This is a genomic window from Nocardia sp. NPDC058658 (assembly GCF_042716665.1).
In the GTDB taxonomy this organism is placed as follows: Bacteria; Actinomycetota; Actinomycetes; order Mycobacteriales; family Mycobacteriaceae; genus Nocardia.
The window spans coordinates 16,696-30,347 of the sequence record NZ_JBHXRR010000015.1 but is presented as its reverse complement, the minus strand read 5'-3'; the positions used below and the strand labels follow the sequence as shown (position 1 = coordinate 30,347).

General features: G+C 67.0%; 12 protein-coding genes. 3 read left to right on the top strand and 9 right to left on the bottom strand.

What is annotated here, in order from left to right; translation table 11 throughout:
* Positions 1-13 precede the first annotated feature (13 nt).
* Positions 14-1,579, bottom strand: a complete 1,566-nt coding sequence (locus ACFWUP_RS20635; RefSeq protein ID WP_379236595.1) for an MFS transporter — start codon at positions 1,577-1,579, stop codon at positions 14-16.
* 97 nt (positions 1,580-1,676) lie between these two features.
* Here ACFWUP_RS20635 and ACFWUP_RS20630 point away from each other — a divergent pair, with 97 nt between their 5' ends.
* Entirely contained in the window at positions 1,677-2,828 is a 1,152-nt protein-coding gene (locus ACFWUP_RS20630; RefSeq protein ID WP_379236593.1) for a DUF5925 domain-containing protein, read from the top strand.
* Between the two features lie 5 nt (positions 2,829-2,833).
* Here ACFWUP_RS20630 and ACFWUP_RS20625 read toward each other — a convergent pair whose 3' ends face one another.
* Positions 2,834-4,069, bottom strand: coding sequence for an MFS transporter (locus ACFWUP_RS20625; RefSeq protein ID WP_379236591.1), 1,236 nt, complete (start codon positions 4,067-4,069; stop codon positions 2,834-2,836).
* A 104-nt stretch (positions 4,070-4,173) separates the two neighbouring features.
* A complete protein-coding gene (locus tag ACFWUP_RS20620) occupies positions 4,174-5,019 on the bottom strand; it encodes an NAD(P)H-binding protein (RefSeq protein ID WP_379236589.1) in 846 nt (281 codons plus the stop codon).
* A 233-nt stretch (positions 5,020-5,252) separates the two neighbouring features.
* On the opposite strand from ACFWUP_RS20620, the gene ACFWUP_RS20615 reads away from it, so the two are divergent.
* Complete coding sequence (locus tag ACFWUP_RS20615) at positions 5,253-6,185, top strand: AraC family transcriptional regulator (protein ID WP_379236587.1); 933 nt, start codon at positions 5,253-5,255, stop codon at positions 6,183-6,185.
* A gap of 84 nt (positions 6,186-6,269) precedes the next feature.
* Positions 6,270-6,686 (top strand): acyl-CoA thioesterase, encoded by a 417-nt coding sequence (locus ACFWUP_RS20610; protein WP_379236585.1) that lies wholly within the window; start codon positions 6,270-6,272, stop codon positions 6,684-6,686.
* Positions 6,687-6,804: 118 nt separating this feature from the next.
* Here ACFWUP_RS20610 and ACFWUP_RS20605 read toward each other — a convergent pair whose 3' ends face one another.
* The 6 genes from ACFWUP_RS20605 to pdhA all read right to left on the bottom strand — a co-directional run bounded on the left by ACFWUP_RS20605 (position 6,805) and on the right by pdhA (position 13,488).
* The gene (locus ACFWUP_RS20605) at positions 6,805-7,023 is read right to left on the bottom strand and encodes a hypothetical protein (protein ID WP_379236583.1); all 219 of its coding nucleotides are present in this window, start codon (positions 7,021-7,023) and stop codon (positions 6,805-6,807) included.
* Positions 7,024-7,149: 126 nt separating this feature from the next.
* Entirely contained in the window at positions 7,150-7,953 is an 804-nt protein-coding gene (locus ACFWUP_RS20600; protein ID WP_379236581.1) for an SDR family oxidoreductase, read from the bottom strand.
* Positions 7,954-8,157: 204 nt separating this feature from the next.
* Positions 8,158-9,546 carry a uracil-xanthine permease family protein gene (locus tag ACFWUP_RS20595; protein WP_379236579.1) on the bottom strand — a complete coding sequence of 463 codons (1,389 nt, stop codon included), beginning with the start codon at positions 9,544-9,546 and terminating at the stop codon, positions 8,158-8,160.
* Between the two features lie 554 nt (positions 9,547-10,100).
* Positions 10,101-11,435, bottom strand: a complete 1,335-nt coding sequence (locus ACFWUP_RS20590) for a dihydrolipoamide acetyltransferase family protein (RefSeq protein ID WP_379236766.1) — start codon at positions 11,433-11,435, stop codon at positions 10,101-10,103.
* Positions 11,435-12,409, bottom strand: a complete 975-nt coding sequence (locus ACFWUP_RS20585) for an alpha-ketoacid dehydrogenase subunit beta (RefSeq protein ID WP_379236577.1) — start codon at positions 12,407-12,409, stop codon at positions 11,435-11,437. The genes ACFWUP_RS20590 and ACFWUP_RS20585 overlap by 1 nt, the downstream gene beginning before the upstream one ends.
* Positions 12,406-13,488, bottom strand: coding sequence for a pyruvate dehydrogenase (acetyl-transferring) E1 component subunit alpha (gene pdhA / locus ACFWUP_RS20580; RefSeq protein WP_379236575.1), 1,083 nt, complete (start codon positions 13,486-13,488; stop codon positions 12,406-12,408). The genes ACFWUP_RS20585 and pdhA overlap by 4 nt, the downstream gene beginning before the upstream one ends.
* Between the last annotated feature and the right edge of the window lie 164 nt (positions 13,489-13,652).

Here is a 13,652-nt window from a genome sequence, read left to right as displayed (position 1 = left end):
GATTCGGCGTTGGTCAGTCGGTCTCGGTTGCCTTCTCGTTCGGGGCGGGAATGTGACGCAGCAGGGTCATGACCAGTCCGGCCGCGACCGCGGTCAGACCGATACCGACAAGCGAATTCACTTGTAGCGCATGGGTGTAAGCCTCGCGGGCAACCGTGGTCAGCTCCGCGCCCAGCGATTCGGGCAGCGCGGCGGCGACGTGCAGGGCGCCGGCCAGGGTGTCCTCGGCGACCTCCGCGATCTCCGGTGGGAGTCCGGCGGGCAACTGCTCCGCCATCTGCCCGCGATAAACGGCGGTGCCGATACTGCCGATCACCGCGACGCCCAGGGCCGCCGAGAGTTCCTGGCCCGTTTCGGAGATGGCCGAGGCCGCACCGGCACGCGCCGGGTCGACCGCTCCGACGATCAGATCCAGGCCTAGCACGAACATCGGGCTCAGGCCGAGCGAGAACACCACCATGCCGGTGACGATCAACGCGAGATCGTCGCTGCCCGAGAGCTGAGTGAAGATCGCATACCCAGCCATCGCGATCACCAGTCCGCCGGTCATCAGATACGCGGGCCGGATCTTGGGTGCGAGCGCGCTCACCACACCCGCCGCCACGACCATCGCCGCCGCCTGCGGCACCGTCCACAGTCCGGCTTGGAACGCCGAAAGGCCGAGTACCAGCTGCAGATACTGCGCGAGCAGCAGGAACAGTCCACCCATCGCCAGCATGGCGACCATCAACGCGACCAGCGACCCACTGAACCGAACATTGCTGAACAACCGCAGGTCGATCAGTGGATTGCTCAGGCGCTGCTGGCGCAGGACGAACACCGTGCCGAGCGCGAGACCGGCGACCAGCACGCCGACGGCTTCGATCGACCAACCGTCCTTCGCCAGCTCCTTGATGCCGTAGATGACGCCCATCACCGACAGCAACGACAGCAACGCGCTGAGAATATCGAGCTTGCCCGGGTTCGGGTCCTTGTACTCGGGCAGCAGGAACGGGCCGGTCGCCAGCAGCAACACCATCGCGGGCACCGCGACCAGGAACACCGAACCCCACCAGAAGTTCTCCAGCATCGCCCCGCCGACCAGCGGTCCGATCACCATGCCGACCATGAAACTGGTCATCCACACGCTGATCGCGGCGGTGCGCTGACGGTCGTCGTGGAACATATTGCGGATCAGCGCCAGGGTGGACGGCATCAGCGTCGCGCCCGCGATGCCGAGCAGCGCGCGGGTGCCGATCAGCATGTTCGCACTCGTCGAGTACGCGGCGATCACGGAGGCGACGCCGAAGGCGAGTGCGCCGATCATCAGCAGTTTGCGGCGGCCGATACGGTCGCCGAGGGTGCCCATGGTGATGAGGAAACCGGCGACCAGGAAGCCGTAGATGTCGAGGATCCACAGCAGTTGGGAGCTGCTGGGTTCAAGTGCCTCGCTGATCCGGGGGATCGCGAGGTAGAGCACGCTCAGGTCCATCGAGATGAGCAGTGTCGGCAGGGCGAGGACCGCAAGGCCGATCCACTCCTTGAGCCCGGCCTGTTCGGTGGACTCGGGGGTGGACTGGTCGTGCTGTGTGGACGTCACACTACGACGTTACCGACGGATCGGGTCGGTGTGCCAGCGAGTTTTCCGGCGGCCTTCGGCGTAAGTCATTGGACATTCCGGGCGGGCGACCACGATCATGGGCTCGGTGTCCACACGTAATGAACAGCTCAGGCTCGTCGATTCGCCGCGTCAGCCGCAGGATCAGGGCGAGCCGTTTCCGTGGTCGGCGACCATCGACTCCACCTATTCCACGCGCGATGCGATCGACGCGTTGGCGTTGGCGCCGTTCCTGCGCGGCGACCAGCCCTTCGCCCGCCAGGCGCACCTCGACCGAGTTCGGCCCGAAGCCTCGCTGCGACCCGCCGAGTCACGGATCGTTCGGTCGGTCGCCGATGACGACAGCAGTGCGCTGCTCGCGGCCGGTGAAGGGTGGGCGCTACGGGCCGTGCGGTGGGCGAGTGGGTCCGCCACGATCGAGGTGACCGCGGTGAGTGACGAGCTTGCTGTCGCGGTGCTGGCTCAGGCTACCGAGGGGGCTTCGCTGTCACGTGACAGTGAAGCGACGGTGGAGATGGGGTTCTGGCACATGGATGTTCGGCGGCCCGCGCGCCGCCGTCGGCAGATCGCGGCGCCTGCTTGGGCGGAGATTCGTGGCAATTACACGAGTTCGGTTGCCGCGAGTATGGAGCGGCTGATGGGGCTCGGGGTCGCGGATATCAAGGGGCGGCTGGTGCTGTTGCACGGTGAGCCGGGGACCGGGAAGACCACTGCGCTTCGGGCCTTGGCGCGGTCGTGGGCGCCGTGGTGTCAGGTCGACTGTGTGGTGGACCCGGAAGAGCTGTTCAGTAATCCCGGGTATCTGATGGAAGTCGCGGCCGGTGCCGACGGTGACGACGAGGACGGTCGCTGGCGGTTGCTCGTCCTGGAGGACTGCGACGAACTGATTCGCGGTGAAGCGAAAGAAGCTGCGGGGCAGAAGCTTTCGCGACTGTTGAATCTCACCGACGGGATGCTGGGTCAGGGGCGCAATGTGTTGATCGCGATCACGACGAACGAAGATCTCTCCCGGCTGCACCCGGCTGTTGTCCGGCCCGGGCGTTGTCTGGCTCAGCTCGAGGTCGGTCGGCTGTCGGCGACGGAAGCCAACGAGTGGCTGGCTCGCCAAGGCGGTGCCGCCGCCACGTTCCCCGACGGCGCGACGCTCGCCGAGTTGGTCGCCCATCGTGACGGCGGGATCCAGATCCAGTCGACTATCGACCACTCGACCGATGTCGGCATGTACCTCTAGCGTCTTCAGCGACGGACGACCGGCGCGGCGACAGCGCAGGCGATCGTGAGCACGAGGGGGACGACCAACGCGGCGGTGAGCGGGATCAGCGCGGCGAGCCAGCCGATCAGTGCGGGGCCCGCCAGGAGGCCAAGGTAGCCGATGGTGAAGACGCGGGACATGTCGGTGGCGGCGGTGGTGCCACCGAGATTGCCTGCGGTGGAGAAGATTTGGGGGACGCCGCCTGCCAGGCCGAGGCCGCAGAGTGCCCAGCCCAGGAGGGTCAGTGGGAGCCAGGGGGAGGTGATGACTATCGCGAATCCGGTTGCGGCGAGCAAGCTTCCGTAGCGGACGATGGCTACGGGGCCGAAGGCGGCGCTCACCCGGTCGGCGAGGAATCGGCCGAGGGTCATGGTGGCGGAGAAGGCGCCGAAAGCGAGGGCGGCGGCTGCGGCGGACGTATCCAGGTGGTCGCGGACCTGCAGGGCGCTCCAGTCGGCGGCGACACCTTCGGCGAGCAGGAGTACGAACGCGATTGCGCCGAGCGAGAAGACTTTTCGCGTTCGGTCGGTGTCGGCTCGCGCCGCTGTCGGGTCGGTGTGACCGCGTCCGGACGACGCAGTGTGTTCGGTACCGCCGGAGTCTTTCGCTGCTGCACGATCGTAGTGCTCCGGGCGCGAGGTGGTTTCGGGCCGGGTCATCAAGTGGGGCACGAGCATCGCAGTCACGAGTACCCCGCCGACGGATGCGCAGGTCAGCGTCAGTTGCGGCGCCCATCCCGCGTGCTGGGCGGCCGCGCCCAACAGCGAACCGACGAACCCGCCCGCCGAGAACATCGCATGGAACGCGGACATGATCGGTCGGCCATACGCACGCTCGACCTCTACCGCTTGGGCATTCATCGACACATCGAGCGCACCGTTGCCGATCCCGAAGCAGGCCAGCGCGATCCCCAGGGTGACCGGATCGGTCGCCAGTCCGGGGCCGAGCACCGTCACCGAAATGGCAGTCGCGGCCATCGCCACCAGCGTGCGGCTGCCGAACCGGTCGGCGGCGGGCCCCGCGAGCCGCATACCGATCAGCGCGGCCCCCGCCATCACCAACACCAACACGCTGAGCGTCGACGCCGACACGCCGGTCCGCCCGGTGATCGCCGGAATGTGGACCACCCACATCGCCAGCAACACCCCGTTCAGCGTGAACGCCGCGAACACCGCGGCCCTGGACAGTCGAAGCCGGCGGTCGATCGTCGCTGAGCTCACCGCCTCGACGGTACCGGGCGGATAGTTCAAGATCACCACGCTCCCATCGAGGTGGCCTCTCGGGCGATACTTCGGTGGGAGCGTGGTGATCGAGCGTCCAACGGCTAGCCCTGGGGGGTCCAGGCGCCGGTGGCGGCGGTTTCCTTCGCGTAGTCGGTGAAGTCGCGGGGTTCGCGGCCGAGGGCGCGCCGGACACCGTCGGCGGTGGCGGTGTTGCGGCCGTCGAGGATGGTGCCGAAGAGGTAGTCGAGCAGGCTGATCACATCATCGGGAACCTGGTATTCGGTCAGGGCCGCAACGAATTCCGGGCGTGACACGGGGATGAAGGCGATCTCGCGACCGGTGGCGGCGGCGATCTCACCGACCGCGTCGGCGAAGGTCAGGGCGCGCGGGCCGGTGAGTTCGTAGAGCTGGCCCGCGTGGCGCTCGTCGGTGAGCGCGGCCGCCGCCACCTCGGCGATGTCGTCGACGTGCACGAACGGTTCCGGCACATCGCCGTTGGGCAGCGCCACCGCGCCGGCGAGCACGTCGTCGACGAAGGCGCCCTCGCTGAAGTTGTGGGCGAAGAAGGAGCAGCGCACGATGGTCCAGCTCAGGCCCGAATCCCGCACGATCTCTTCACATTCCACCGCCTCGGGTTCGCCGCGCCCCGACAACAGCACCACCGAGCGCACACCGGCGGACCGGGCCGCGGCGGTGAACGCGCGGATGACGTCCGGGGCACCGGGCACGGCGAGGTCGGGCTGGAAGGCGAGATAGACGGAGTCGACACCGGCCAGCGCCGGTGCCCAGGTCTCGCGGTCGGTCCAATCGAAGGGGATCGGCGCGGTGCGCGAGCCGCGCCGGACCGGTCGGCCCGCGGCCTCGAGAAGCGCCGCGACCCGGCTGCCGGTCTTGCCCGTAGCGCCGGTGATGAGGGAAAGCTGCTGGTGAGAAGCGGTGTTTGTCATGAGATAAGTACACCGCCGGGCACGTCGCGACAACATCGTCGCGGCACTCACGAACATGCGCAATCGTCTACTGTGGAAGCGGGGTGTGATGGTGAGCTCGCCCCGGTATTTCGTAGGTACATGGGTAACTCGCCGACCAACAGCTGACTTCGCCGCCGACATCCCGCCGGCCGCCAACGAAGCAATAGTGGCACGTGGTCTGGCTAAAAGGCCCGGAGAGGCGGACGAGCACAGTGGATGCGTTAGCTGGACTGCTCGAAGGTCCACGCGCCCGGGGTGCGTTTCTCATGTGTTCGTTGCTCGATCCGCCGTGGTCGTTGCGCGTGCAGGACGAGGCGCCGCTCACGGTGCTCGCGATGATTCGCGGAAAGGCTTGGGTCAGTACCGATTCCATGCCGCCGCGTCAGCTCGGCGCGGGCGATGTGGCGGTTTTCCGTGGGCCGCAGCCGTATACGGTGGCCGACGATCCGGCGACCGAACCGCAGGTCGTCATCCAGCCGGGGCAGGTCACCACGACGCCTGATGGTGAAATCCTATGCGAGACACTGAGTCTCGGCGTCCGGCAGTGGGGCACCGATCCCGACGGTGAGACGCTGATGGTCACCGGAACCTACGAATCGGCGGGCGCGGTGAGTAGACGGTTGCTGCGCGCGCTGCCGCAGGTGGCGGTGCTGCCGCATGGCGAGCTCGATGCCCGCCTGCTCGATCTGCTCGTCGACGAGGCGACCAAGGACCTGCCCGCACAGACCGCCGTCCTCGATCGACTCCTCGACCTGCTGCTCATCGCCGCACTGCGCGCCTGGTTCGCCCGCGACGACGCCCCCGCCTGGTACCACGCCTACAGCGACCCGCTGATCGGCAAGGCGCTGCGGCTGCTGCAGCACAATCCGGCACACCCGTGGACGGTGGTGACGCTGGCCGACGCGGTCGGCATGTCGCGTGCTGCGCTGGCCCGCCGGTTCACCGAACTGGTCGGCGAACCGCCGATGAGCTTCCTGACCGAATGGCGGCTCTCCCTCGCAGCCGACCTGCTCGCCGAATCCGATGCGACGGTGGAATCGATTGCCCATCAGGTGGGGTACGGCAGCGCGTTCGCGCTCAGCACCGCCTTCAAACGCCACTTCGGGGTGAGCCCGCGCGACCATCGGCAGGGCAGCGCGGCATGATGGCCTAGTGAGCGAGCGAAGCGAGAGAACCATGTGGCAGCGCGCGGAGCGCATGCCGCAGCCGAGCGTCAGCGAGGCGGAGGCATGAGCTATCCCGTCCTGTGGCCGATGCCGACCCGGTGGGCCGACAACGACCAGTACGGCCACGTGAACAACGTGACCTACTACTCCTACTTCGACACCGCCGTGAACGCCTGGCTGATGCGCGCCACCGGCCTCGACATCACCGCGCTGCCCGCGCTCGGCGTCGTCGCGACGACTTCGTGCAAGTTCCACGGCTCGGTCAGCTTCCCCGACCAGCTGCAGGTGGGCTTGCGGATCGCGCGCCTCGGCAATTCGAGCATCACCTACGACCTGGCGATCTTCCGCGAGGGCGAGGCCGGTCTCGAACTCGCCGCGACCGGGGAGTTCGTCCACGTCTATGTCGACGCGGACACCCGCAAACCGGTAGCGATCCCGGAGGTTGTACGCACGGCAGCCGCAGAGCTGGTCACCGAATAGCTCCCAGGCTTCAACCTCGGGGGATCGACTGGTCTGGAGCCCGTCGGAGTACACGCTTATGAAGCGATTACCCCTACCTCGGGGGGATGACTGGTCTGGAGCCCGTCGGAGTACACGCTTACGAAGCGATTACCCCTACCTCGGGCCACTCGCTGCCGCGGCGGGCGCGCAGGATGATCTGGCCTGCCGGTGAGTAGCCCGGTGGTCCGGGGAGGGCGGCGAAGGTGGTTTTGTCGATCACCAGGGAGGAGTCGAGTTGTTCCCGGCTCGGTCCCCAGAGGTACTCCACCTCGGTGAGTTCGTCGCGAATCTTCTTGAAGTACATCAGTTGCGCCATCGCCGGATCTCCGCGTAGACCTCCGCCGGTCAGCGGATCGTGATCGGCGGCTAGAGACCATCGTGGCAGGAATCGAGCGATCTCGCCGCTACCTCGCCGAAAATTTCGAGCGCGGGCGGGCGGTGTTCAGGCCTGCAGCATGGTCTGGAATCGGCGCATTCCGGAAATCCACCGGTCGTAGTCCGAGCCCTTGTTGCGGTACATCTGCAGTACCTCGGGGTGCGGCAGGATCAGGAAGTGCTCGGCGGCCATCGCCTCGACCACGGTGTCGGCGACTTCCTCCGGCGACAGCACCGCGCCCGCCGTCTTCACGGCCTTGATCGCCAGTTCGCCCGCTTCGGGGTGGTCGGGGATGAGCCCGCCGGTGAGCAGCTGGGTGTCCACGCCCATCGGGCACAGGCAACTCACGCGAATGCCCTTGTCGCCGTAGGTGACCGAGAGCCATTCGGCGAACCCGACGGCGGCATGTTTGGTGACCGAGTAAGGGGCGGAACCGATTTGGGTGAGCAGTCCCGCCGCCGACGCGGTCGAGACGAAGTAGCCGCTGCCGCGCTCGAGCCAGCCGGGGACGAGCAGTTTCGCGGCCCGCACGTGGGCCATCACATTCACGTCGATGGTCGCCGCCCACTGCGCCTCGGTGCTGTCGAGGCCGGGTCCGCCGCCGATGCCGGCATTCGCGAAATACAGGTCCACCGGCCCGAATTCGCGTTCGGCGGTAGCGATCAGCTCCGTGATGACCTGCTCGTCGGCCACATCGCCACCGACCGCGATCGCGTTGTCGCCGAGTTCGGCCGCCACCTTCGCCGCGCTGTCCGCATCGAGATCGGCGACGACCACCCGCGCATCACCGGCCACGAGCCGGTAGGCGAGTGCGGCTCCGATACCCGCGCCGGCTCCGGTGACGATTGCGACCTTGCCTGCTATCTCCATCCCCGCACAGTAACTTTTGGAGCGCTGGCGCGCTCGAGTTCGCGCCCCCCTTGTGTCCCGTCGAGATGTGCGGGGCCGGGGATGCGGTCATGGCGCAGGCCACGGTTACAGCCGGTACTGGTTCTAGGTTCGATCCGATGGCGGTGACGAGCGGGGCGCCGTTCGTGGTGTGGTGCGTGAGTTGCTCGACCCGACCCGGTTGGGTCAGGCGGTGACCGCTGGTGCTGGGGTTGTCGATTGTGGGGCGGGCGCGGCGGGTTTATCGGTGGCGCGGGAGGTGGCGGAGCGTGACATGGCGCCCAGCGGGGTGTGGTTGAAGGCCAGGTTCAGCAGGAACGCGGTTGCCGCGCCGAGGGTTACGCCGCTGTCGAGGAGGATCTGGGCGGACGTCGGGAACTTGTCGAACATGTCCTTGGTGAACACCGGCAGCAGCCCGATACCGATGGCGGTGGCGGCGATGGTGGCGTTGACCTTGTCCGTCAGGTCGGCTTTGAGCAGCGTGGTGACGCCGACAACCGCGACGGTCGCGAACAGCACCAGCCCCACCCCACCGACCACTGGCTTCGGAATCGCCGCGACCACTTCGCCGATGCGCGGCACCAGACCGAGCACTACCAGGATCGCGCCGCTCACCGCGGTCACATATCGGCTGTAAACCCTGGTCGTGGAGACCGCGCCGACATTCTGATTGAAGATGGTGTCGACGAAGGCGGTGAAAATGCCGCCGAGCACGCCGGACAGGCCGTCGCCGACCAGGCCGCGCGCGAGATCGCCCTTGCTGAGCGGTTTTCCGGTGATCTCGCTGATCGCCAGCATGCTCGCGGTCGACTCGGCGAACACCACCGCCATCACGATGCTCATCGCCACCACCGCGGTCACCGGGAACTGCGGCGACCCGAAGTGGAACGGCTGCGGAATCCCGATCCAGTCGGCGTTTCCGACGCCCGCGGTGGTGATCAGACCCATCGGCAGCGCGATCGCGATGCCCGCGACCAACGCGATCAACACCCCGAGCTGCGAGAAGACACCGCGGCCGAGGCAGACGAACCCGACCGCGATCAGCACCACCACCGCCGCCAGCCCGATATTCGACGGCGAGGCGAAACTCGGCGACTTCGGGTCGGTCCCGATGATCAAGCCCCCGGCCACCCCGATCAGCGACACCCCGACCACGGTGAGCACGGTCCCGGTGACCAGCGGCGGGAAGAACCGCACCACCCGCGCGAACGGCCACGCCAGCGCGACACCGACCACACCACCGATCAGCATCGACCCGTACACGGCGTCGAGGCCGTACTCCTTGGCGATCAGGATCATCGGATTGAGCCCGACAAACGTGGCACCACAGACGATCGGCAGCCGCGCACCGGCCAGCTTGCCCACGCCGAGGCTCTGCACCAGCGTGATGATGCCCGCGACCAGCAGATCGGCACTGATCAACAGCCCGATCGTCGCCCGGTCAAGGCCTGCGGCCGCGCCGAAAACCAACGGCACGGTGATACAACCGGTGTACATGATCAGGACGTGCTGTATGCCGAACGCCAGCTGCCGAGCGAACGGCAGCCGGGTGTCGACGGGATGCGCCTCACTCATACAACAGGTTGTAGTCCCCGTTTTTTACCGCGAGTGAGCACCGTGTTTCGTTGGCGTTGCGGGTCGGATATATCACCCGGCAGGTTTAAAACCGCTGATAATTGCTGACCACAGAGATCAGCGCCAGCAGAACGGCTGCGAGAATTCCTGTGCTGCCGCTGGCCGGTCTCTGCGGAGCGTTGTAGCCGGGCGTGCCGTAAACCGGCGAGCCTTGGGCTGGAGCGCCGTGGCCAGGTCTGTTGTGCCCGGGAGCGCCGTAGCTGGGTATGCCGGGCGCAGGGGTGCCATATCCGTACCCTTGGCCGCCGATGCCTGGAGCATCGACGGCGGGACAGCCGAAGCCGGGAACACCGGATCCTGGTGTGGCATGCGGGGGCGCACCATGGCCGCCGTGCGGGTCGTATCCCTGCTGACCGACAGGCGGATAGCCCTGACCCTGTTGCGGCCCATACGGATACCCCATTACGCCCCCCGTTTCTCGGATACACCCGCCTACATAGTTCGCGCGGTGCGCAGTCGACCGCGCACCGGCCCGGCCGACCCCCGACACCCGCTCAAATGCGACTGAGCAGTGTCAGTGGGTCCTCGAGGAAACCGGCGGTGGTGGCGAGGAAGCGGGCGCCGAGTTCGCCGTCGACCATGCGGTGGTCGAAGCTGAGGCCGAGGGTGGTGACCCAGCGGACGGCCAGCTCGTCACGGAAAACCCAGGGGCGCTTGCGGATCGAGCCGATACACAGGATCGCGGCTTCGCTCGGATTCACCAGCGGGACACCGGAATCCACGCCGAAGACCCCGACATTGGTGATGGTGAAAGTTCCACCACGCAGGTCATTGGGCGTGGCATTGCCGGAGCGAGCCGTGTCGGCCGCCCAGCTGATCTCCCGGCACAGTTCGCGCAGGCTGAGCGCCTGTGCCTCTTTGAGATTGGGCACCACCAGCCCGCGATCCGAGGCGACCGCGATCCCCAGATTCACATAGTGCTTGGTGACGATCTCCTGATTCTGCTCGTCCCAGGCGGTATTGATTCCCGGATATTCCGCGATCGCGGCCAACGTCGCTTTCGCAACCAGGGCCAAGGGTGTGAGGGTCAGGCCATCGAAGGATTTGGTGGTGCGCAAGTGGTCGAGCAGCTCCATCGAGGCGGTGCAGTCGACGGTGACGAAGGTGCTGGCCTGCGGAATCGTGCGCGAACTGGCGGCCATCGCGGCGGCGGTGCGTTTGCGGATGCCCGAGATGGGCGTGCGTTCCTCGCGGGCGGTCGGCTCGATGAGGCCGTCGGCGTCGGTGGCGTGACCGTTCGACGGTGTCGGCGCGATGTCACCGAGGCGGGCGAGGGTGCGCGGCTGGGTCACGGGCACGGCCGAACGCACGTCTTCGACGGTGACCGCGCCCTCCGGCCCCGAACCGGCGACGAACCACAGGTCGATACCGAGTTCCTTGGCCAGCTTTCGCGCCGCGGGAGTCGCGGCGGCGCGATGCGTACTCGGCGTACTCGATGCCATCGACGGCACCGGTTTCTTTCTCCGCGAAGTGGATTCGGCCTCGGGACCGTAGCCGACCAGCACGTTCGTGCGTGGCTCCGCGGTCGGCGGTGCGGCCACCTCCAGGTCGTTGCGCACCCGGATCAGCGGTGCCCCGACCGGCACAGTGTCGCCGGGCTGTGCCAGCAGTTCGACCACCACCCCCGAGAACGGTGAGGGCAGCGCGACCACCGCCTTCGCGGTTTCCACCTCGGCGATGGTCTGGTTCAGTTCCACCGTGTCGCCGACCGCGACCGCCCACGACACCAGGTCGCCGTCGGCCAAGCCCTCACCCAGGTCGGGGAGGCGGAACTCGAGAACATGACCGTCGTCGGTGGCGGCTGGTTCCGGCACAAGAGCACCTTTCATCACGCGGCTAGACAGCGGTCGACCGCCGCCAGAATGCGGTCGGGGTCGGGCAGATGGTGCTTTTCGAGCTTAGCCGGGGGGTAGGGGATGTCGTAGCCACCGACGCGCAGCACCGGCGCCTCGAGGTGATAGAAGCAGCGTTCGGTGACGCGGGCGGCGATCTCGGCGCCGAGCCCGGCGAACACGGGCGCCTCGTGCACGACGACCAGCCTGCCGGTCTTGTCCACCGATTCGGCGATCGTGTCGACGTCGAGCGGGGAGAGACTGCGCAGGTCGATCACTTCGAGCGAATGTCCTTCCTCCGCAGCGATTTTCGCCGCAGTGAGCGCGGTGGCGACGGTGCCGCCGTAGGCGACGACGGTGACATCGGCGCCGCGGGTGCAGACCCTGGCCTTGTGCAGTGGCAGATCCGGTTCGCCTTCGAAATCTACGTCGGCTTTGTCCCAATAGCGACGTTTCGGTTCGAAGAAAATAACCGGGTCGTCCAGTGAGATGGCCTGGCGAATCATCGAATACGCGTCGGCGGGCGTGCTCGGTGATACAACGCGCAGCCCCGCGGTGTGCGCGAAATACACCTCCGGTGATTCGGAATGATGTTCGACCGCACCGATACCACCGCCGAACGGAATGCGGATCGTCAACGGGGCCTTAGCTTTTCCGCCGGTGCGATTGTGGATCTTGGCGACCTGGGAAACGATCTGGTCGAAGGCCGGATAGACGAAACCGTCGAACTGGATCTCCACCACTGGCCGATACCCACGTAGCGCCATGCCGAAAGCTGTTCCGACGATGCCGGATTCGGCCAGGGGCGTGTCGATGACGCGGTTGTCGCCGAAATCTTTCTGCAGGGTGTCGGTCACCCGGAACACACCACCGAGCTTGCCGATGTCCTCGCCGAGGAGAACGACCTTGGCGTCGTCCTCCATCGCGTTGCGCAAGCCGGTGTTGAGGGCGGCGGCGAAGGTGGTGATCATGACGGCGCTCCTTCGGCGAGGTAGGCCGAGAGCTGTTGGCGCTGCTCGGTCATCAGTGGGTGCTCGGTCGCGTAGACGTTGTCGAACATCGATTCCGGGGCGGGGTCGGGCATCTCGATCGTCGCGGTGCGCAGGCGGCGGGCGACGTCGTCGGCCTCGGCGGTGACCTGCTCGATGAACTCGGGGGAGAGGTCGCCCTCGCGATCGAGGAGTAAACGCACGCGTTCGATGGGGTCGCGCTGTCCCCAGTACTCGGTATCGGCGGCGGTGCGGTAGCGGGTGGGGTCGTCGGCGGTGGTGTGCGGGCCCATCCGGTAGGTCAAGGCTTCGATGAAAGTGGGGCCGCCGCCGGTGCGCGCACGTTCGATCGCCTGGCGGGTGACGGCCAGGACGGCGAGGACATCGTTGCCGTCGACCTGCACGCCCGGAATTCCGTAACCGTCGGCCCGGCGCACCAGGGGGATATGGCTCTGCACGGAGACCGGTTCGCTGATCGCCCACTGATTGTTCTGGCAGAAGAACACCACCGGCGCGCTCCACGCCGCGGCGAAGCCGAACGCCTCGGCGATATCGCCCTGGCTCGTCGCACCGTCACCGAAATAGGCGATGGTGGCGATGTCGGCGCCGTCGAGATGGGCCGCGTAGGCGTAGCCGGTGGCGTGCAGGCCCTGGGAGCCGACGACGATATTGGCGTTGGTCATATTGACCTCGTCGGGATCCCAGCAGTGGTGGGCGACGCCGCGCCACAGGGCGGTGAGCTGCTCGGGTGGGACGCCGCGGCAGTAGGCGACGGCGGTTTCGCGGTAGGAACAGAAGGCGTAGTCGTCGGGGTGCAGCGCGTGCGCCGAGCCGACCTGCGCGGCTTCCTGACCCAGCAGCGGCGGCCACAATCCGAGCTGGCCCTGGCGTTGCAAGGCGGTGGCTTCGACGTCGATCCGGCGGGTGACCACCAGGTCCCGGTACAGCTGCCGTAACCGTTCGGCATCGATGTCGGCGACCAACGCGCCGTGTTCTTTGTCGAACACCCGACGGCCGTCGGGTTGAATCAGTTGGACCGGGTAGGTCTGCTTCTGCGACATCGTGATCGCCTCCTCGCTACCGCGCCTTGTGGGCCGATGCAGGTACGCCACTTTCGCTGAGTGCGATGTGTATCACTCAGCATCCACGATAACGCGGGGTGCGCAAGCGGTACACGCGTATATGAGCAGAATGCCTGGTCCACGGGGGTCGTACGCTGTCATAC

What these genes read in the sequence shown, in the direction of transcription:
- pdhA (WP_379236575.1), bottom strand. Translation starts at nt 13,488, where the DNA reads ATGTCGCAGAAGCAGACCTACCCGGTCCAACTGATTCAACCCGACGGC.
- ACFWUP_RS20600 (WP_379236581.1), bottom strand. Translation starts at nt 7,953, where the DNA reads ATGGAGATAGCAGGCAAGGTCGCAATCGTCACCGGAGCCGGCGCGGGT.
- ACFWUP_RS20620 (WP_379236589.1), bottom strand. Translation starts at nt 5,019, where the DNA reads ATGACAAACACCGCTTCTCACCAGCAGCTTTCCCTCATCACCGGCGCT.
- ACFWUP_RS20610 (WP_379236585.1), top strand. Translation starts at nt 6,270, where the DNA reads ATGAGCTATCCCGTCCTGTGGCCGATGCCGACCCGGTGGGCCGACAAC.
- ACFWUP_RS20630 (WP_379236593.1), top strand. Translation starts at nt 1,677, where the DNA reads ATGGGCTCGGTGTCCACACGTAATGAACAGCTCAGGCTCGTCGATTCG.
- ACFWUP_RS20590 (WP_379236766.1), bottom strand. Translation starts at nt 11,435, where the DNA reads ATGAAAGGTGCTCTTGTGCCGGAACCAGCCGCCACCGACGACGGTCAT.
- ACFWUP_RS20605 (WP_379236583.1), bottom strand. Translation starts at nt 7,023, where the DNA reads ATGGCGCAACTGATGTACTTCAAGAAGATTCGCGACGAACTCACCGAG.
- ACFWUP_RS20595 (WP_379236579.1), bottom strand. Translation starts at nt 9,546, where the DNA reads ATGAGTGAGGCGCATCCCGTCGACACCCGGCTGCCGTTCGCTCGGCAG.
- ACFWUP_RS20585 (WP_379236577.1), bottom strand. Translation starts at nt 12,409, where the DNA reads ATGATCACCACCTTCGCCGCCGCCCTCAACACCGGCTTGCGCAACGCG.